Origin of the sequence: Methanoculleus taiwanensis (genome assembly GCF_004102725.1) — an archaeon.
Lineage (GTDB): Archaea > Halobacteriota > Methanomicrobia > Methanomicrobiales > Methanoculleaceae > Methanoculleus_A > Methanoculleus_A taiwanensis.
Map to the genome: position 1 here is coordinate 834,382 of NZ_LHQS01000001.1, position 19,936 is coordinate 854,317.

The following is a 19,936-nucleotide window of genomic DNA, read 5'->3' on the forward strand; positions in this document are numbered from 1 at the left end:
GCGATGGCACAAATGGGCTTCTCTACGGGCGCGATCCAATGGTACTGGATTTTTCTAATCCCATAAGGCTATTAGTCCCGATTTAAGACTCTTTCTCAGGCTGGTGCAGTGGGGAGGAGCGTGACGGTCGAAACGGACACGGGGTCGTTCGGGTGCCCCTGTTTGTATAGTTTCCCCCTTTTGGACACGGAACGTTGCGACGGCAGCAGACCGGGCATATTGCCGGGAGTTGCCGGAGCACTGCCTTTTCCGTGATGCCCCAGGCAGCATGGAGACGTAAGCGTATGCAGCAACTGGATAAGGAGATCGAGGCTGCCCGGCGATGCCTCGACGATCTCGACAGGTATACCCGCATCTATCCGGAACGGCCGGGTCTGCTGCTCGATATGATACACCATCTCTCCGCAGCGTTGAAAGAACTGTATCGCGAGCGGGAGGATCTGATGGCGGCAGGTGCAAAGGCCGGCAGGAGAGAGAGCCGTGCGGCCGATCTCTTCCACATCATCTCCGATGCATGCCTCGTAACCGATCCCGACGGCAGCATCCTGGAGGCAAACCCTGCGGCGGCGATCCTGCTCGGATCTGCGCCCGGCATACTTCTCGGCCAGCGGATCGATCGTTTTGTCGCACCTGGGGACGCCGCATCATTCGCTGCACGGCATCGCCGGGTCCTGGTGGGCGAGGCCGTGCCTGCATGGGAGCTCGATCTCCGGCAGGGGGGAGCCGTCCGGTCTGCCCGCGCAACGGTAACGCTCTGTTCCGACGGCCGGGACTCTTCTGCCTGCTTAATCTGGCTCTTTCGGGATATCACCGAGGGAAAAAACCGTGATCTCGAACTCCTGATCCGGGATGCGGCTCTCGAAGCGTCGATGAATGCGGTGGTGATAGCCGGGGTTGACGGGAGAGTCACCTACGCGAACCGGGCGGCATGCGCGTTCTTCGGGGTTGCCGGCCCCGAGTGTCTCGTCGGAGAGCGAATATCCGGGTTCCTCGGTGACGGTGATTCTGCTGCAACACTTCGGGATGCTCTCTTCAGGGATGGTATCTGGCAGGGGGAGATAACCGGCCGGAAGCGGGATGGATCGGATTATCTTTTGCAGGTGTCGGTGCAGCTGCTTTCCGGCGGGGACGGTGATCCTGCATACATCGTCGCCTCCGGCATGGATGCCGCCGGAGAGCAAAATCCCCGGGCCCGGTTCTGTTCCTCCGAGAATTTCTGCCGGACACTCCTCGAGATTCCGGGAGCAGCACTTCTGATCGTCGGGGAGGACGGAACGATCGCTGCAGTAAATGCAGAGTGCGAACGCCGGTTCGGTTTTGCCCGTCGCGAGCTTGAGGGTTGCACGCTCTGGGACAGGTTCTTCTCCGGGAGCAACCGAGGCGTTATCCGGGAGTATCTCCGGCTCTGCAGGGAAAATCCTGCATATGCTCCGCGTGACTATCCCGTCTCGATCATCGACGCCGAGGGGGCCCTCCGTGATGTTGTCCTCTCCGTAGCGGCACTGCCGGGAATGCAGCGCTACGCCGTCTCGCTGGTAGATATGACGGAGCTCCGACGGCTCGAGGCGGCGTTGAAGGCGAGCGAGGAGAAGTTCCGGGAGATCGTCCAGCGCAGTTTCGACGTGCTCTTCACCTGCAACGAGGCATGCGTGCTGACCTACGTCTCGCCGGCGATCGAGCGGATCACCGGATACACGCCGGAGGATCTGATCGGGCACTCCTTCGAGGATCTTATCCTGCCCTCGTCGAAGAGGCACCTTGAGGACGCAGAGAACACGCTCCGGCGCGGGCTCCCGGTCGAAGGGCTCACCCTCACGATCGTCCGGCGGGACGGCATGCCCTGCGTCATCGAGATCAATGCCTCTCCCCTGGGGAGCGGCGGGGTAACGACCGGGGTTCAGGGTGTCTGCAGGGACATTACGGATCGCATGCGGGCGGAGGCCGAACTTAAGATCAAGGAGATGGCTATCGTGTCCTCCGTCAGCGCCATCCTGCTCATCGATCTCGAAGGAGTGGTCGAATACGTCAACCAGGCATTCCTGCGTCTCTGGGGCTACGATCCGGAAGACGAGGTGCTCGGGCGACCGGTGGCCACGTTCTGGCAGCATGAGCAAAGAGCGGATCAGGTTTTCTCCGCGCTCCGGCGGGACGGTACCTGGGTTGGAGAGATCGCGGGAGTCCGGAAGGACGGAGCGCCCTTCGACGCGCAGATGTCGGCGAACGTCGTGACCGACGAGTATGGCAACTCCCTCTGCTTCGTCGCGTACGTCGTCGACATCTCCGATCGCAAAAGGGTTGAGGAAGCACTTCGTTCCCGTAACAAGCAGCTATATGCCCTCAACCAGATTATCAGCGCCTCGTCGCAGTCGTCTTCGAGCCAGGAGATCCTGGAGAGCGCTCTTGCAAAGACGATGGATCTGCTCGGTTTTGATGCCGGTATCGCCTATCTCACGGACGAAGATCGGAAGAGGGGGTATGCCGCGTGCAGCCGGGGTGTCCCCGCACCGTTCCTCGCGGAGAATCATGTTATACGCATCCACCACTGGCCGTTCAATTACGTCTTCGTCGCCGGCCAGCCCCGATACCTTGTGAAGGACGCGAGACCGACCGCCTGTTCAGCTGAACTGATGCTGTTGCAGGAGCTCGAGGTTTCTTCGCTCGCCTGTATCCCTCTCGTTGCGGAGTCGGCGATCGTGGGCGGACTCTATGTCGGGAGCAGGCGCGGGGAAGTGCTGCCGCGGGAAAAACGGCTCCTCCTCGAGACGATCGGGCGGGAGGTCGGTTCCGGCATCCTGAAGGGGATGCTCCATAAGCGCCTCGAAGCCGCGAACCACGAGGCGAACCTCTACCTGGATATCATGACCCACGACATCAAGAACGCCGGGAACGTCGCGAGCCTCTACTGCGATATCCTGAGCGATGGGCTCGAGGGGGAGATGGGGCTTTACGTGAAGAGGCTGCGGGGGAGCATACGGAAGAGTATCGGGATTTTAGCCAACGTCTCGACCATCCGCCGCCTTCACCAGGAGGAGGTCGATGTAAAGCCGGTGCATCTTGACTCCGTCATCAGGGAGGAGGTGAGCCAGTTTCCCGATCTCCGGTTCGTCTATGAGGGTTCTTCGATCTATGTCGAGGCGGATGATCTCCTGCCTGAAGTCTTCACCAATCTGATCGGCAATAGCGTCAAGTTCGGAGGGCCGGAGGTCGAAGTCCGTATCCTGGTGGATGAGGAGGACGAGAATGTCATCGTCACGATAGAGGATACCGGCCCCGGGATACCGGACGATCTGAAACGATCCATCTTTCACCGGTTCGAGCGGGGGAACAACCCGGCAAGTGGTGAGGGTCTCGGTCTCTACATCTCCCGGATGCTCATCGAGCGCTACGGCGGGCGAATCCTCGTCCGGGATCGGGTGGAGGGGCAGCCCGAAGCGGGGGCGACATTCAGTTTCTCTCTGCGAAAAGCGGACCTGTCCGACGAAGAGAATCCGATTGTCGGACGATAAGGTTTAATCTCAAAAGATTTATAAATCCTGGTATCTTTAATGATGTCGTGAGCATTCCCTTTGTTAAGATTGTCAAATTCATTGTCGCAATAGCCGTATGCCAGGCTGCCGGCCTTATTGGGACGATATTCACCACTCCGGCGATTCCGACCTGGTATGCCGCACTGGAAAAACCCGCCCTCACGCCGCCGTCGTTCCTCTTCGGTCCGGTCTGGACGGTTCTCTTCATCCTGATGGGTATCGCGCTTTATCTGGTCTGGCTGCGGGGATGGGAGAGAAAAGACGTGAAACTCGCCATCTCGATCTTCGGTATCCAGCTTGTTCTCAATGTCCTCTGGTCGTATTTCTTCTTCGGACTTCAGATGCCGTTTTTTGCCCTGATTGAGATCATCGTCCTCTGGATTGCTATCGCACTCTCGATATGGAGTTTCTCCAGGGTATCAGTGCCTGCAGCGCTTCTGCTCCTCCCCTACATACTCTGGGTGAGCTTTGCCGCCTATCTCAACTACGGCATCTACGTTCTGAACCCGTAGGAGTGGGGGCGAGATCGCGGGCGGATGGGCAGCCACCCGCGACCTTCCGGTTCCTTCAGGGTATACACTTCTCCTCCCGCGATGCCGTACCTTGGCGGCAGGACGGACTTTTCCTGTTCCGCTATATCGGGATGCCAGGACACCTCCAGACCAATGGGTATCTCCATGAGACATTGATAAGCGCCTTCCGGTAGAATGAACGGAAAAAATGCGGGATGAAAGCGGCGGTATGCCGCCGCCGTCCCGAACTCTGGAAGAAGAGGGTTTACCCGGAGACTTTCCCCGACTGTTTCCGGACGGGGTCGTGATCTCCGGGGCTCATTCCTTGTCGATCTGTCGCCAGGTATGGGCGAACCGCTGCAACGCCGTGTAGTGTCCGAGGACGCCGAAGATGACGAGGAGCCAGCCGAGGTAATTGAGGCCGTAGATGATCTCCGGCAGCAGGAGTGTCAGAATGCCGGCGAGGATGATCAGCACCAGGCGGTCGGCCCTCCCGAGGATGCCGCCGTAGTACCGGCCGACACCGACCGCCTGCGCCTGGGTTCCGAGGTACGACGCCATCAGGACGCCGGTCAGGGCGAAGACGCCGATCTGCCAGGATGCCGCACCACCGGCGAAGATGCCGGTGATGATGAAGATATCGGCATACCGGTCGATGACGTGGTCGAGGAAATCGCCGCGGAGGCTGGCTATTCCGAGGTCTCGGGCGAGAGCGCCGTCGAGCGCGTCGAAGAGAGCATTCAGGCCGACCATCAGGATGCCGAGGGCGATCCCGCCTGCCCAGAATGCGATGCCGGCAGCAGCCGAGAAGGCCAGGGATGCAACGGTATAGGTATTCGGTGTCAGCCCGAGCTTCTTCGATATATCCACCATGGGCTGAAAGATGCCCTGCACCTTCGGTCGGAACTGATCGAGCGTCATAAGCCGGTGTCCAGATAGATAGTCCAGTCGATATTTCCGTAGGATGGTGGCAGTTTCCCTTTCATAAACTGCTCGATTTTATCCGCACACTCTTCCACGGACTGCTCCGTCGTATCGAGTTCGTAGACGGCATCTTCGGGGTATTCTTCGAGTGTCTCTATCAGGATGACGTCGAGGGCTTCCGCCTCGGCATTCTCACGGATCTTCGCGGGGCTGTAGCCCCGGGGTGAGAGCCGTGCGGCAAGGATGTCCGGGCGGCAGCGGAGCACGACGATCCGGTCGCAGGGAAGAAGGTGGGCGAGGTGCCCCTCGACTATCCCGTCGACCGGCGTAAATTCCTCCGCCCAGCGCTCGACGTCGATGACGAGTGTGTCCCGCTCCCGGTCCTCTTCGAGGACGTACTCCCTTATAGTCTCTCCGATCCGGACGACACGGTGCCCGCGCCGCAGGAGCTCGCTGGCGATAGCCGATTTTCCCGTGCCGGGCGTCCCGGTGATACCGACCATCATAGTGATCCGACTGCCTTGAGGAATCGATCGTTCTCCCAGTCGTCACCGATGCTGACGCGGATATAGTGATCGCCGAGCCCCGGGAAGCTCGTGCACGACCGGACGAGCACGCCCTTCGCCGCGAGGAGGTCGACGACCTCGTCTCCCGTATGGGGGGCGACATCCAGCATGACGAAGTTCGCGTCGGAGGGCAGTGCCGGGAATGGTGTCTCCGTGAGGAACCGTTCCCGCCACCGGCTGACATGGTCGCGGGTCGTGGTGATATGCTCGCTATCGCCGAGCGCTCCGATCGCCGCTGCCGCCGAGACGGCGTTGAGTGCGAACGGTGTCGCCGCCCGCAGGTAGAACGGCTCGAACCACGCCGGCACGAAGGCGTAACCGACCCGGAGGCCGGCGAGCGAAAAGATCTTCGACATCGTCCTCCCGAGGATGAGGTTGTCGTACTCCCGCATGAGCGGCCGGTAATCGGTTTCGGAGAAGTCGACGTAGGCGTTGTCGAGGAAGAGCATGCCGTCGATCGCATCGAGGATCTCTCGGACCGCCGAGGGCGGTGTCGTTGTTCCCGTCGGATTGTTCGGCGAGCAGAGGAAGGCGAGCTTTGCTCCCCGGCAGGCATCGGCGAACGCGCCGGTATCCACCGAGAAGTCGGCGTTTCGTGGGATGTTCTCGACAACAGCACCGTGAGCGCCTGCCGCAATGCCGTAAAAAGAGAAGGTCGGGGTTGCAACGACCACCCGCTCGCCGGGCTCGACGATCGTCCTGATGACGGTCTCGATGACACCGTCCATCCCGGCGCCGGTCACGAACCGGAAATCTCCGTGGTAGCGGCGGAGCGCCTGCGAGAGTGCGTCCATCCGCTCATCCGGATACCGGTTCCCGGCCCGGAGGGCTGCGTGAGCAGCCTCGACGGCGAGGGGAGAGGGTGGACGGGGGTTTTCGTTGCTCGCAAGCCGGGCGACCCGGTCGAACCCATGCTCCCGTGCAACCTCATCCGCCTTTTTCGCGTACGCGTATCCCTGCCGGGCGAAACGCGCCCTAATCAAGTGCTGCATTCAGGACTCCGGCCACGCGGTCGATCTCGTCGTCGGTGATGACGAGCGGCGGGACAAGCCGGAGGTTGCCGTCGGCGGCGCAGTTTACGAGGACGCCCTCTGCCGCACACCGCTGCTGAACCTCCGGGCAGCGCTCGCCGACGGAGATGCCGATCATCAGCCCGCGGACACGCGGATTGTGGGCGGCGAGCCCCCGGCGGAACCGTTCACCCTTGCGCGGTATATCCGGGAGGATCTCTTCGACGACGCCGAGTGTGGCGAGCGCCGCAGCACAGGCAAGCGGCCCGCCTGCAAAGGTGCTCCCGTGCTCGCTCTTCTGGAACTCGAGCCCCTCGCGGGCGACGAGTGCGCCGATCGGAAATCCGCTTGCAAGGCCCTTTGCAAGGGTGACGATATCGGGTGTAACCCCGGTGTGCTGGATGCCGAGCCATTCTCCCGTCCTGCCGATACCGGTCTGGACCTCGTCGACGATCATCAGTGCGCCGGCATCGTCGCAGATCTCCCGGATGCCTTTAAAGAAGCTGTCGGGCGGGATGATGACGCCGGCTTCGCCCTGGATGGGTTCGACGAAGACGCCGGCGGTGGTGCTGTTCACCGCTTCCGCGACACCGTCGAGGTCGCCGTACTCGACGAAGGTGCAGGCCGGTTCGAGCGGCGCGAACGGTTCGCGGATCGCCGGTTTATGGGTGACGGCGAGCGACCCGCACGTCCTTCCGTGGAATCCGTGGGTGAATGCGACGAACTCCTTCTTCCCCGTCCTGACCCGGGCGAGCTTGATGGCCCCTTCATTCGCTTCGGCACCGGAGTTGCTGAAGAACGCTTTTCCAAGACCTGTAATCTCCACGAGTTTCTCTGCAAGTTCGGCCTGGTTCGGGACGTAGTAGAGGTTCGAGCAGTGGATGAGTTCTCCTGCCTGCCAGCGGATGGCCTCCACCACCGCCGGGTGGCAGTGGCCGGTGCTGCAGACCGCTATCCCTGCCACACAGTCGATATACTCGTTTCCCGCATCGTCCCAGACGCATGAACCCCGGCCGCGGACTATCTTCATCGTCCTGCCGAAGGCCGGCATGTAGTATTTTGCGTCAAGAGCCCTGGTATCCATATCTTCCATCTCAATCGCCTCACTCGTACTCGATCGTCGCCGGGGGTTTCGGCGTCACGTCGTAGACGACGCGGGCGACACCCGGAATCTCGGAGGTTATCCGCGATGCCATGCTCGTGAGCACCTCGTAGGGCAGGAGGAGCGGGTCGGCGGTCATCCCGTCGCGCGAGAAGACCGCACGGACGGCGACGATCCAGCCGTGAAGCCGGACATCCCCTTTCACTCCGGTTCCCTGCCCGACGAGTGCGGCGAAGCACTGCCAGGGGCGGAACTCCTCGACCAGGTACTCCTCGACGATGGCGTTTGCTTCCCGGACGGCCTCGACCTTCTCGCGGGTAACCTCGCCGATGACCCGCACGGCGAGCCCGGGACCCGGGAACGGCATCCTGTGCTGGATCTCGAGCGGGAGATCAAGGCCGCCTGCAACCTCGCGCACTTCGTCCTTGTAGAGGTCCGCTATCGGTTCGATGACCGATTTGAACTCCATATGGAGGGGCATGCCGCCGACGTTGTGGTGGCTCTTGATGCCGCCTTCGCTCTCGATCCGGTCGGGGTAGATGGTTCCCTGCAGGAGGTGGGATGCCCCCGTCCGCTTTGCTTCGCGCTCGAAGACCCGAACGAACATTTCCCCGATCGCCTTTCGCTTCTCCTCGGGATCGGTGAGCCCTGCAAGGACGGCGAAGAACTCGTCCGCAGCATCGACGATGTGGAGGTTTAAGTCTCCAAAGAGCGTCCGGATCCGGTCGGTCTCGCCCTTGCGCATGAGACCGGTGTCTACGTAGATCGGCACGAGGCGGTCGCCGATGGCGCGTGCTGCGAGCGCAGCGCAGACCGAACTGTCGACGCCGCCCGAGAGCGCCATGACGACCTTGTCGTCGCCTGCCTCTTTCTGTATCTGGACTATTGCTTTTTCAATAAATTTCTGGACATTGACCATGATTTTCACCTTGTCTGGGTCGTTATCTTATTCTTCCGGCACGCGCCGACGAACCCGAGGTAGGGTGGCGAGGGGTGTGTCGGGCTCGACTTGAACTCGGGGTGGAACTGAGTGGCGAGGAAGAAGGGGTGATCCCGAATCTCACAGACCTCCATCCGGTTTCCACAGGTGCCCGAGAAGACGAGGCCTGCCTCTTCAAGCCTCCCGATGAACTCAGGGTTCACTTCGTAACGATGGCGGTGCCGCTCCACGACCTCCCGGCTGCCGTAGAGGTCGAAGATCTGGGTCCCCTCTTTGAGGTTGACGGTGCAGTCGCCAAGGCGCATCGTCCCGCCGAGATCGACCACATCCTCCTGCTCGGGGAGGATGGCGATGACGTGGCTTCCCGGCCCCATCTCCTCGCTCGTAGCGTCTTCGATCCCGACGACGCTCCTCGTATACTCGATCACTGCGAGCTGGAATCCGAGGCAGAGACCGAGATACGGGATGTTGTTCTCCCGCGCATACCGGATTGCCCGGATCTTTCCTTCGATACCTCTCTTGCCGAACCCGCCCGGGACGAGAATCCCGTCGATATCGGCGAGATCTTTCTGATCGCAGGTCTCGGCATCGAGCCAGCGGATGTTCACCTCTGTCGAGAGCGCTCTTCCCGCGTGCTTGAGCGATTCCTTGATGGAGATGTATACGTCCTCGATACCGTACTTGCTCACGATGGCGACGGTGATCCGGTTCGTATACTCCTGCGAGACGGTATGGTACCACCCTGCGTCGGGTTCGCGGTTCTCGAGGTTGAGGTACTCGGTCAGAACGTCTGCGAGCCCTTCTTTCTCGAGTTCCATCGGAACCTGGTAGATGTCGGGGGCGTCTTTCGCACTGATGACCGCCCGTGCGGGGACGTCGGTGAAAGCGGAGATCTTCTTCTTCGCGTGAGATCCGATCACCTGCTTGCACCGCCCGACGATGATGTCGGGGTGGAGCCCGAGTTCCCGCAGCGCCTTGACCGAGTGCTGGGTGGGCTTGGTCTTGAGGTCGCCCATCGTATCGACCGGGACGAGCGTGACGTGAATCAGCACCATGTCTTCTCGCGGGAGTTCACCGTGCATCTGCCGGATGGCCTCGAGGAACGGCATGCTCTCGATATCGCCGACGGTGCCGCCGGCCTCCACGAGACAGATATCCGCCGTCTCTCCGGGCGTGAGTTCCTCGTGCGCTGCCTCTCTGATGCAGTGCTTGATCTCGTCGGTGATATGCGGGATGATCTGGACGGTCGCTCCCAGGTAGTCACCGCGCCGCTCTTTCTCGATGACGTCCCGGTAGACCTTTCCCGTCGTGATGTTGTGAATCGATTTTAAGTTGATATCCAGGAATCGTTCGTAGTTGCCGAGGTCGAGGTCGACCTCGCCTCCGTCGCTGAGCACGAAGACCTCTCCGTGCTGGGCCGGGTTCATGGTGCCGGCATCGATATTGAGATAGGGGTCGATCTTCACCGCGGTTACCCGATACCCGCGGTTCTTGAGCAACCGGCCGACCGATGCGGTGGTGATGCCCTTACCAAGGCCGCTCATTACGCCGCCAGTAACCACAATGTACTTCAAAATGTCCTACTCCTGCAAGCTGGATCGCTTCCTGCTTCAGCTTAAATAATATACGCGCGGTATAGACAAAGGTATTGCCCCTGAAATGAGTGGTGGCGGTCCGGCACCTGTTCTGGTTCACGCTTTCACGACGGCGAACGATGCGGTTGTTCGCGAAAGCAGCGTTCCGTCCGTGCTTGTGATCTCGCCCTCCGTGAAGGCGACCCGGCGTCCTTTTCGGATAACGCGGGCGGTTGCGGTGATGGTGCCGCTCGAGACCCCCCGCAAGAAGCTGGTATTCTCCGATATGGTGGCAATCCCCTCGCCCTCCTCGAGGACGGTGCAGAGGGCGAGCGCCATCGCTTCGTCGGCGAGAGCAACGAAGACGCCTCCCTGGAGCCACCCGGCGCCGTTCAGCATATCGGGCCGGATCCGCATCGAGAGATCCGCGCCGCCGTCTCCGTACGTCCCGACCTCGATCTCCATCAGCCGGAAGAAGGGGTTGGCGTCTCTCCCCTGCGCGGCAAGTGCATCAAGATACTCCATCGGTTACCTCTCTCCCGGGTAATTCGCGATCTCGCTCAATAAGCGTTGCCATTGGCCTTGCGGAGGATCGAAATGCTGATGAGGCGCTCTTTCCTTTCATCCTGTATGGAACAGGACGAGATCAGGGAGATGCTCCGCGATCTTGTCTGGCTCAACGCCGTGATCGCTACGGAGTTGATCCAGATAACCGAGAACACGTCATCGATTCTGCGAAAAGAAGCCCCTCCGGCGACCTGCCTGGAAGAGCACGCGGCGCTCCGGGGAGTGGCGCTTGCGATGGCGGAGAAGTACCGGCCCGGAACGGCGCTCCGTCAGCACGTCGAGAAGCATCAGTGAAAAATGGGTGGGGGATTCCTTCCCCTTCCTGTGTTACTTCCCCCCTTTTTCTTCAGACGTTGCTCTCCATTACGCTCGCGGTTCCCGGAGGAGATCCGCGGAGCATACCGGTCAGATCGTCGGTGGGGTCGTTGGAGGTGTCGTCGGTGGAGTTGTTGCTGTGGTTGTTGGTGGAGTCGTCGGTGGTGTCGTCGGTGGAGTTGTTGCTGTAGTTGTTGGTGGTGTCGTCGGTGGAGTTGTTGCTGTAGTTGTTGGTGGTGTCGTCGGTGGAGTTGTTGCTGTAGTTGTTGGTAACGTCGTCGGTGCGGTTGTTGGTGCGGCCGGGTTGACGTAGTGGCTCACGCCGGTTGCGGTCACCTGGTGCCCGGTCGGATCGTTTGCCGTGGCCGTGGCGGTGTTTTCATAGACGCCGCCCTGGAGGTCCTGTGCCGCATTGTCTGCAGTGTACGTCCATGTCTCGCCGGGGTCGAGTTGACCGTTGCCGTTATCGCCGGTGTTCGGTCCTGCGATCGGGCCGGCCTGATCGTCGGTCACCTGGACGTTTATGAGCGGCACCGTCCCGGGGTTCGTGACCTCGTAAGTCCACGCGACGGGGTCTCCGGCCGCGATCTCCGGGTATGGCGGGTTACTGGCATCTTCGCCGTTGGTGTACTTGGTGACGGCGATCGTGCCCTCTGCCGGCGGGTTGGTATAGTGGCTCATGTCGGTTGCGGTCACCTGCTGCCCGGTCGGATCGTCTGCTGTGACCGTGGCGATGTTTTCGTAGTAGTCGCCCGGCAGGCCTATTACTATTGCAGCCTTGGCGATTATGGTGTATGTCCATGTCTCGCCCGGATCGAGTTCACCGTCATTGTCCGTATCGCCGGTCGGGGGTCCTGTGATAGGACCTACCCCGTCGTCGGTCACCTGAACGTTCGCGAGCGGAACGGTCGCGTGGTTCGTAACCTCGTAGGTCCAGGTTATCTCGTCGTCGGGGTAGATGGCCGGCCCCGGCGGTTCTTTGGCATCCTCGCCGTTGGTGTACTTGGTGATGTTGATTGCACCTGGTCCGGCCGCGTTGGTGTAGTGGCTCACGTCGCTCGCCGTTACCGGATTCCCGTCCGGATTGTCCGCCGTGACCGTGGCGTTGTTCTCGTAGTATCCGCTGGGCAGCGTCGATGTGTCTACGGCTACGCCCTTGATCTCGAAGATCCACGTCTCTCCGGGATCGAGCAGGTCGTCGTAGTTGCCGTTGATCTCAAAAGGCGGGCCTGCAATTGGTCTGACCGGCCCGAGCTGGTCGTCGGTCACCTGGACGTTCGTGAGAGGCACGGCCCCGTCGTTTATGATCTGGTATGTCCATGTCACCGGGCCTCCGGCGAAGACATATGGTCCGGGCGGCGTCTCTGCGTCCTGACCTTCGGTGAACTTGGTGAAGTTGATGGCGGCGCTTGTGTAGTGGCTCACGTCGGTTGCATTGGCCTGGGCTTTGTTTGCATCTTCTGCCGTGACTGTGGCGTTGTTCTCATAGTATCCGCCGGGTAGCGTCGCCGTGTTCACCGCCGTGCCGTTTCTCCCGTACATCCAGGTTTCCCCCGGATCGAGAATGCCGTTGGTGTTCGCATCCCCGGCATCCGGCCCGCTGATCGAACCGATTCGGTCATCGGTCACTGAGACGTTCAGCAGCGGAGCGGTCCCGTTGTTCGTGACGTAATAGGTCCACGCCACTATGTCTCCGACAGTGACGTTCGGTCCCGGCGGGACTTTTGCGTCGATGCCGTTAGTGTATTTGGTGAGATTGATGCCGGGACGGAGCGGAGCCGTCGGTGTTGGTGTTGTCGGTGTTGGTGCCGGCGTTGTTGGAATTGGCGTCGTCGGTGTCGGCGGCACGACCGCACGGAGTTTCACGACCCAGGCATCGGTTGTGTTCGACGGCGCCGTGGCCGTCGTGAACGTCCCGGCGAAGACGTATTCGTCCGTTGCGGTCTGCAGGACAGCATTCGCCCGATCTCTGAAGATGCCGCCGTAGGTCCAGTTCCAGCTCTCCCTGCCGTCGACGTCGAGTTTGACGAGCAGTGCATCGGCATTTACCGCTCCCTGCGTTCCTCGCTCACCGGCAAAGAGGACTCCGCCGTCGTCTGTCGTGATCACGGCGTTCGCCGAGGTATTGTCGTCGGGTGTTCCATAGGTCACATTCCAGGCGCTGCTGCCGTTATCGGCGAGCCGGAGGACGAAAGCGTCGGTATCGGTGCGGTTCTGGTCACTCGTTACTGCGGACGTCCCGGCCACGAGGAGATCGCCCTCCGTCGTGACGGCGAGCGACCGGGCTTCATCGTCTCCGGTTCCACCGTAGGTTCTGTTCCATACTTCGCTGCCGTTCGCATCTATCATGATGATCCAGGCATCGGTCCCACCTGACCCCGCGGATGCGCTCGCGCCTGCAACGGCGTAGCCGCCGCCGGGCACGGTCACGATGGCGTTGGCGGTTTCGTTTGTTTCAGATCGTCCGTAGGTTCTGTTCCACACTTCTCCGCCGGTCTCGTTCACCTTCACGACCAGGGCATCGGAAAGCCCCGTCCCATAGGGCTCGATCGAACCGGCAAGGAGGTATCCTCCGTCGGGTGCCCCGGCAACCGAATTGGCCGTAGCGTTGACCTCTCCCCCGCCGTATTTCTGGTTCCAGATCTCACCGCCGGACCCGTTGATCGCGACTGCCCAGGCATCGGTATCTCTCCTGGTACTGTTGGTGATGAAGGTGTAGGTGCCTGCAAAGAGTGACGTGCCGTTGAGAGCGGGGATTATGGCACGGGCAGTGTCATTCTCCCCTCTGCCGTAGGTCATGTTCCAGGTCTCGTTGCCTTCTGTAGTGATGTTGACGACCCAGGCATCTGTCAGGCCGTCTCCGTACGAGTCGGTTTCTCCGGCGAAGAGGTATCCTGACCCGTTCGGGTGTTCCATGATGGCATGCGCGGATTCGTTACCGTCAGCCCCGTCGTATGTCCTGTTCCAGACAACCGTAAGATCGACCGCGGCTGTCGCGGCGATCGGAATGGAGAGGCAGAGCATGACAAAAATCAGATACGTGTATCGTCGTTCCCATTCCATAATATGCACCTCCGAATCTCCGAGCAGTCAGGCAAGCCGGCAGTGTTTGGGCACCGGAAGATCGGTGGATGTCATATGGATTGCCTTTACCGGCTCAGAATGTCTGATAAATGGATGCAACGGAACATCTCATACTTATTATAATAATGTTTTTATGGATATGATCCGCAGATGTTCGCCGGGCATTCCACTGGCAGTTCCGGGTACTGCACGTGGAGTGCCCCCCCCAGGTTCGGGGATGAAAAGGTCGATCCTGGCCGGAGCGCCTTCATGCGGTCTACCCGCGGAAAAGAGCGGCAATACATGGCTGGATCGCGAGTCTGGCGGCTGATTGGCAGAGGTATTCCGGAGAGCCCGGCGAGTACACCAACACTCTTATTGGCGAACTGTGAACAATACGTACTTATGAAGCTGCTGCTCGTCGTCGCGCCGGAGCGTTACCGTGACGAAGAACTCGAAGAGCCGGTCCGCGTCTTTGAGGAATCCGGGGTCGACTATGACATCGCCTCGACGGCATCCGGAACGTGCACGGGGATGCTGGGGGGCACCGCAGAGGCCACCCTGACGATAGACTGTGTTGATCCGGATGCCTATGCAGGCATTGTCGTGGTGGGTGGTATCGGGTCGCCGGAGTACCTCTGGGACAATGATCGCCTCATCTCCCTTGTACAGGAATTTTCGGCGCAGGGTAAAGTCGTCGCTGCAATCTGCCTATCTCCCGTCGTTCTGGCACGGGCCGGACTGCTCGCCGGACGCCGGGCGACGGTCTACCGGAGCGTCGAATCCGTCAGGGAGATGGAGAAGGGTGGCGCCAATCTCCTTGACATTCCGGTCGCCGCCGATATGCAGTATGTTACCGCGAACGGGCCCGCAGCCGCTGCGGAATTTGCCGACGTGATCTTATCGAAGCTGGCATGCTAAGCGACTCGGCGCAGGTGCATCCGTGGGATTGTACGCTGGTGATCCCTGCTTACAACGAGGAGGCGCGAATACAAAACCTCCTCTCCGACGTCTCGTCTTTTGCGGGAGAACTGATATTCGTCTGCGACGGGACGGACTCGACCGCCGATATCATCCGTGCGTTTGCAGGCGAGCGGCCGCAGCTTCGTATCCGCTGCCTTGTCTTCGATCACCGCCTCGGAAAAGGCGGGGGGGTGCTTGCCGGGATGAAGGCTTCCGGGGGGAGATACGTCGGGTACATGGATGCCGACGGGTCGACGGCGATCGATCAGATGGTCTGCCTCTTCGACCGCCTCGGGAAGGCGGATGGTGCGATCGGCTCCCGGTGGGTTCCGGGCGCAGTCCTCGTGGTGAAACAGAGCCTCACGCGGCGGGTGCAGAGCCGCCTCTTCAACCTGATCGTGAAGGTGCTCTTCGGGCTCGAGTATCGCGATACCCAGTGCGGCGCGAAGGTCTTCCGGCGAGAGGCGCTCGAGGCTGTTTTCCCCGATCTCCGGGCGACGGGATTTGAGTTCGATGTCGAACTGCTCTGGCGGCTGCGGCAGAAGGGTTTCTCTGTCGACGAGATCTCGATTGTCTGGGAGAATAAGGACGCATCGAAGGTCGGTGGATCCGATGTCTTCGGGATGCTCACCGGAATGCTGCGTCTCCGGCTCGGGTGATCCCGGGACGATCACGTAAACCGTATGCTGCTATATAAAAATCGGGCATGATCTCTCGCCGTTTCTCAAAATACTCTTGCTTTTTGAGTATATCTCTCTGCCGTTCCGGAGCCGGAGGAGGGGATTTCACCCCTGTAGGTACTTCTCCGGGTTTTTCTCGAAGAGCTTCTTACACCCGGGAGCGCAGAAGTAGTACTTCTTCCCCTGGTATTCGGACGTGAACGTTGCGGACGCTTCGTCGACGTCCATCTTGCATACCGGATCGACTGCCATGATTCATTCATCCTCCGCGTGGCAGGACTCCTCTCTTCGCCGGTGGTATATATGCTTTGAGCAGCAGCGAGAGCGAGACCACGGTGACGGAGCTCAAGGCCATCGCAAGTGCCGCGAGCTCGGGCTGGAACATGATCCCGAAGAGCGGGTAGAGGACGCCTGCGGCGACCGGGATTAAGAGGGCATTATAGGCGAACGCCCAGAAGATATTCTGCTTGATCCGGCCCATCACCTTCCGCGAGAGCTGGACTGCGGCCACGGCGTCCGTAAGATCGTCCTTGATCAGCACGATATCCCCGCTCTCGATGGCGACATCCGTGCCGCTTCCGATGGCGATGCCGACGTCCGCCCGGGCGAGCGCGGGCGCATCGTTGATCCCGTCCCCGACGAAGGCCACGCTCTCTCCCTTCTCCTGGAGTCTCTGCACCTCGCGTGCTTTATCCTCCGGCAGCACGTCGGCGAGCACCGTATCGATCCCGATCTGCCGGGCGATGGCGTTCGCCGTCCGGGCGTTGTCGCCGGTGATCATCATCACGGAGAGCCCCATCCTCTTCAGGTCGGCGACGGCGGCCTCGCTCGTCGGCTTGAGGGTATCGGCGATCCCGATGATGCCCGCGAGTTTCCCGTCTCCGGCGACGAGGACGGCGGTCTTCCCCTCGTCCTGCAGGCGGCCGATCGCATCAGCGCTCGACGGTGCGAGGGAGACGTTCCGCTCCTCCAGAAATGCGGGGTTCCCGATGAGCACGAGCGTCCCGTCCACGGCAGCACTGACGCCCCGGCCGCCGAAGGTGGCAAAGTTCGTCGCCTCGCCGAGGGGGATACCGATGGCATCAGCCTTTCTGACGATAGCCTCGGCGAGCGGGTGCTGCGAGTTCCTCTCGACGCTCGCGGCAAGGCCGATGAGCCTCTCTTCGTCCATACCGGCCGCTACAACATCGGTGACGTCGGGTTTTCCCCGGGTGAGCGTCCCGGTCTTGTCAAAGACGATCGTCGTCAGGTGCTCGGAGACTTCGAGCGCCTCACCGTTCCTGATCAGCACGCCGATCTCCGCTCCCCGTCCGATCCCGACGGTGACGGCCGTCGGGGTTGCAAGGCCGAGCGCACAGGGGCAGGCGACGACGAGGATCGAGATGAGCACGGTGAGCGAGAAGAGGAGCGTCGCGTCGAGGGCGACATACCAGGCGGCGAACGCGGCGATAGCGATCGTGAGGACGACCGGGATGAAGTAACTCACCGCCGTGTCGGCGATCCGCTGGACCGGCGGCTTTGATCCCTGGGCATCCTTCACCAGCCTGATGATCTGCGAGAGCGCCGTATAGCGGCCGATTCGTGTCGCCTGCACTCTGAGAACTCCGCTCGTGTTCAGCGTTCCGCCGACGGCCTCGTCTCCGGGCTGTTTGTAGACGGGGATCGACTCGCCCGTGATCATCGACTCGTCGACTGCGCTCTCGCCACCCACGACCGCTCCGTCGACCGGCACCTTCTCGCCGGGCCTGACCAGCAGGACGTCGCCGACCTCTACGTCGTCTATCGCCACCTCCTCCTCGCGTCCGTCCCGGATCACCGTTGCGGTTTTCGGCTGCAGGCCGACCAGTTTTTTAATTGCATCCGAGGTTCTGCCTTTCGCCCGCGCTTCCAGGTAGCGGCCGAGGGTGAGGAACGAGGCGAGCATCACCGCAGTGTCGTAGAAGTTGAACGCCGGCGTCAGGACGAGACCGAAGGTGCCGAGGATGCTTGCGCCGTACGCGACGCCGATACCCATCGAGTACATCACATCCATATTCAGCGTCCGGTGAGAGAGCGCCCCGAGGGCTGCGTGGAAGATTGGGTAACTGACGTAGACGAAGACCGGAGCGGTGATGACGAGCATGATGAGGTTTATCGAGACCGGGAGATCGACCAGCGCCGGAAGCCCGAGGAGCATCACGAAGAAAAGGGGAATGCTCACGGCAAAACCGATGGAGAACCGGAGCAGTTTGTCGTGGAGATCCTTCTCCCGCGCACGCTCTTCCGCATCTTCAGCAACCTCCCCCTCGATGCCGAGGTACTGGTAGCCTGCATCCTCGATCGCCGCCTTCATATCGGCGACGGAGACGGTGGCGGGGGTATAGGTGATATGGGCGTTCTCCGTTGCGAGGTTCACCCGAACATCGAGGACACCGTCGAGATCGCGTAAGGAGGCTTCGATCACCTGCACACAGCTCGCACAGACCATGCCGCCGATCTTCAGCGTGATCCTGCTCGTGATGACCCCGTATCCGGCCTCGCCCACCGTCCGTTCGATCTCGGTGAGGTTCGTCTTCTCTGGATTATATTCGACGGTTGCGGTCTCCTCCGCAAAGTTTACCCGGGCATCGTAGACATCATCGCGATCCCGGAGCGCTTTCTCGACGTTAAGAGCGCAGGATGCACAATGCATTCCGGATATCTTGAGATCCGCTCGCTTTCGCTCCTCCGGCATATGTATCCTCCTTGTCCTCCGTTCCCATAAAGGTGCACCCCCCACGCCGCCGCTGTACGTTCTGCCGCGGGTTCCTCTCTTCTATGGGGGGTGGGGGCGATACTATTCTGCCATTTTTATAGAAAATATTATTATATTGTTCGCCTGCAATGGGAGACCGTTGCGGAGGCGATACTGATGCAGAGGCGAGATGTGGTTACGGAGGAAGCGCAGGAGAGGAGGCGGTATAACGTCGATCTGCTGCGATCGGAGGGTAATGTGGACGGCTTGATCGAGGCGCTGGAGAGTCCCGATGCGCTGACCCGCCAGCGTGCCGCCCTGGCGCTCGGCACCATAGGAGACCCGGCGGCGGTCGACCCCCTCATCGGGGCACTCGGCGATCCGGTGGTGGGTGTGCGGGAGGCTGCCGCCGATTCACTCGCGATGCTGGGGAGTCCGGCGGTCGACCCGCTGATACGGGTGCTCGAAGAACCCGGGTGGAGCGAGAGGTATGAGCGCCGCGGCGAAGTCCGGGAGGGTATGGCGCAGCACGATATCTTCGGCGGCCCTGCGGACGTAGAGCCTGAAGATAGGGAATCGCTCCGCCGTGAAAACCTTCCCCAGCATGATATGTATGCTGGGCCCGGGGATATCGGACCGAAGAAGGGCCTCCGGAAGGGGGACATGACCCAGCAGGATCTCCTCGGCGGGCCTGCGGATGTAGAGCGGAAGGCGAAGGCGGAGTTCCGTGAAGAGCCGCTCCCGCAGCACCAGATGTTCGGCGGACCTGCCGATGTCGGCAGCAGGAAGGGTCTCCGGCACGGTGATCTGGCGCAGCACGATATTCTCGGCGGCCCTGAGGATGTGCGGGGGCATGAGGCGCTTCATGCGCGGGAGACTATCCCGGGCGTCGGGCCTGCCAGCACCTGGGGGGTTCAGATCCGGCGGGTCTATGCGGCGGCAATCCTCGGGGAGATCGGAGATGAACGGGCGGTAGAACCCCTCGTTCGCGCTCTTCGGGATGAGAACGACGATGTGCGGTGCCAGGCGTCCGGAGCGCTCTCGAAGATGACGGGGAGCCTTGCGGTTCCGCCGCTCTCGGATCTGCTCCGTGACCCCGACCCCGATACCCGGATCGTCGCCGCCGGCGTCCTCGGGGATATCAGGGATCCCGCTGCCGTCGATCCGCTCATAAGGGCGCTTCATGACGAGAACGACGACGTCAGAGGTGCGGCGGGTGGAGCCCTCGTGCAGATCGGCTCTCCGGCCGTGGAACCCTTAATCAACGCCATGGGGGACGAGAACAAATGGGTGCGCCTGTACGCGGCAGGAGCGCTCGGGTTCATCGGGGATACCCGTGGACACGATGCTCTCCGGCAGCTGACACAGGATGCTGACCCTGATGTCAGGAGCGTTGCGGAGGATGCCATTAGCAGGATGCAGGCGCGGTCGGGCACCATGCAGGCACCGCCGCCACCACCCACATCCCGCTGATTCCGGC

Annotated in this window: 16 protein-coding genes; 6 read left to right on the forward strand and 10 right to left on the reverse strand. The window is 61.3% G+C overall.

Annotation, left to right across the window (positions count from 1 at the left end):
• Positions 1-284 precede the first annotated feature (284 nt).
• Positions 285-3,506 carry a PAS domain S-box protein gene (locus tag ABH15_RS04285; RefSeq protein ID WP_164913629.1) on the forward strand — a complete coding sequence of 1,074 codons (3,222 nt, stop codon included), beginning with the start codon at positions 285-287 and terminating at the stop codon, positions 3,504-3,506.
• Between the two features lie 47 nt (positions 3,507-3,553).
• The gene (locus tag ABH15_RS04290; protein ID WP_128693111.1) at positions 3,554-4,039 is read left to right on the forward strand and encodes a TspO/MBR family protein; all 486 of its coding nucleotides are present in this window, start codon (positions 3,554-3,556) and stop codon (positions 4,037-4,039) included.
• A 318-nt stretch (positions 4,040-4,357) separates the two neighbouring features.
• Here ABH15_RS04290 and ABH15_RS04295 read toward each other — a convergent pair whose 3' ends face one another.
• The 7 genes from ABH15_RS04295 to ABH15_RS04325 form a co-directional block, all read right to left on the reverse strand.
• Positions 4,358-4,960 (reverse strand): CDP-alcohol phosphatidyltransferase family protein, encoded by a 603-nt coding sequence (locus ABH15_RS04295; protein ID WP_128693112.1) that lies wholly within the window; start codon positions 4,958-4,960, stop codon positions 4,358-4,360.
• On the reverse strand, positions 4,957-5,469 hold the full coding sequence (locus ABH15_RS04300; protein ID WP_128693113.1) for an adenylate kinase family protein: 513 nt from the start codon (positions 5,467-5,469) through the stop codon (positions 4,957-4,959). Before ABH15_RS04300 ends, ABH15_RS04295 begins: the two co-directional genes overlap by 4 nt.
• Positions 5,466-6,521 (reverse strand): pyridoxal phosphate-dependent aminotransferase, encoded by a 1,056-nt coding sequence (locus ABH15_RS04305; protein ID WP_128693114.1) that lies wholly within the window; start codon positions 6,519-6,521, stop codon positions 5,466-5,468. Before ABH15_RS04305 ends, ABH15_RS04300 begins: the two co-directional genes overlap by 4 nt.
• Complete coding sequence (locus tag ABH15_RS04310) at positions 6,505-7,623, reverse strand: aspartate aminotransferase family protein (RefSeq protein ID WP_394342489.1); 1,119 nt, start codon at positions 7,621-7,623, stop codon at positions 6,505-6,507. The genes ABH15_RS04305 and ABH15_RS04310 overlap by 17 nt, the downstream gene beginning before the upstream one ends.
• Positions 7,624-7,642: 19 nt before the next feature.
• Entirely contained in the window at positions 7,643-8,560 is a 918-nt protein-coding gene (gene guaA, locus ABH15_RS04315) for a glutamine-hydrolyzing GMP synthase (protein WP_128693116.1), read from the reverse strand.
• 5 nt (positions 8,561-8,565) lie between these two features.
• Entirely contained in the window at positions 8,566-10,155 is a 1,590-nt protein-coding gene (gene pyrG / locus ABH15_RS04320) for a glutamine hydrolyzing CTP synthase (RefSeq protein ID WP_128693117.1), read from the reverse strand.
• Positions 10,156-10,272: 117 nt separating this feature from the next.
• A complete protein-coding gene (locus ABH15_RS04325) occupies positions 10,273-10,680 on the reverse strand; it encodes a PaaI family thioesterase (protein ID WP_128693118.1) in 408 nt (135 codons plus the stop codon).
• Between the two features lie 105 nt (positions 10,681-10,785).
• On the opposite strand from ABH15_RS04325, the gene ABH15_RS04330 reads away from it, so the two are divergent.
• Entirely contained in the window at positions 10,786-11,016 is a 231-nt protein-coding gene (locus ABH15_RS04330; RefSeq protein WP_128693119.1) for a hypothetical protein, read from the forward strand.
• Positions 11,017-11,127: 111 nt separating this feature from the next.
• On the opposite strand, the gene ABH15_RS04335 is transcribed toward ABH15_RS04330, so the two are convergent.
• On the reverse strand, positions 11,128-14,100 hold the full coding sequence (locus ABH15_RS04335; RefSeq protein WP_128693120.1) for a DUF7507 domain-containing protein: 2,973 nt from the start codon (positions 14,098-14,100) through the stop codon (positions 11,128-11,130).
• Positions 14,101-14,505: 405 nt separating this feature from the next.
• On the opposite strand from ABH15_RS04335, the gene ABH15_RS04340 reads away from it, so the two are divergent.
• Entirely contained in the window at positions 14,506-15,021 is a 516-nt protein-coding gene (locus ABH15_RS04340) for a DJ-1/PfpI family protein (protein ID WP_128693121.1), read from the forward strand.
• Positions 15,015-15,722 carry a dolichyl-phosphate beta-glucosyltransferase gene (locus ABH15_RS04345; RefSeq protein ID WP_128693122.1) on the forward strand — a complete coding sequence of 236 codons (708 nt, stop codon included), beginning with the start codon at positions 15,015-15,017 and terminating at the stop codon, positions 15,720-15,722. The genes ABH15_RS04340 and ABH15_RS04345 overlap by 7 nt, the downstream gene beginning before the upstream one ends.
• Before the next feature lie 126 nt (positions 15,723-15,848).
• On the opposite strand, the gene ABH15_RS04350 is transcribed toward ABH15_RS04345, so the two are convergent.
• Positions 15,849-15,995: a YHS domain-containing protein gene (locus ABH15_RS04350; protein ID WP_128693123.1), complete on the reverse strand. Its 147-nt coding sequence runs from the start codon at positions 15,993-15,995 to the stop codon at positions 15,849-15,851.
• Between the two features lie 7 nt (positions 15,996-16,002).
• On the reverse strand, positions 16,003-18,456 hold the full coding sequence (locus tag ABH15_RS04355) for a heavy metal translocating P-type ATPase (RefSeq protein WP_128693124.1): 2,454 nt from the start codon (positions 18,454-18,456) through the stop codon (positions 16,003-16,005).
• Between the two features lie 177 nt (positions 18,457-18,633).
• Between ABH15_RS04355 and ABH15_RS04360 the strand changes: the two genes are divergently transcribed.
• The gene (locus ABH15_RS04360) at positions 18,634-19,929 is read left to right on the forward strand and encodes a HEAT repeat domain-containing protein (RefSeq protein ID WP_128693125.1); all 1,296 of its coding nucleotides are present in this window, start codon (positions 18,634-18,636) and stop codon (positions 19,927-19,929) included.
• Positions 19,930-19,936: the final 7 nt, after the last annotated feature.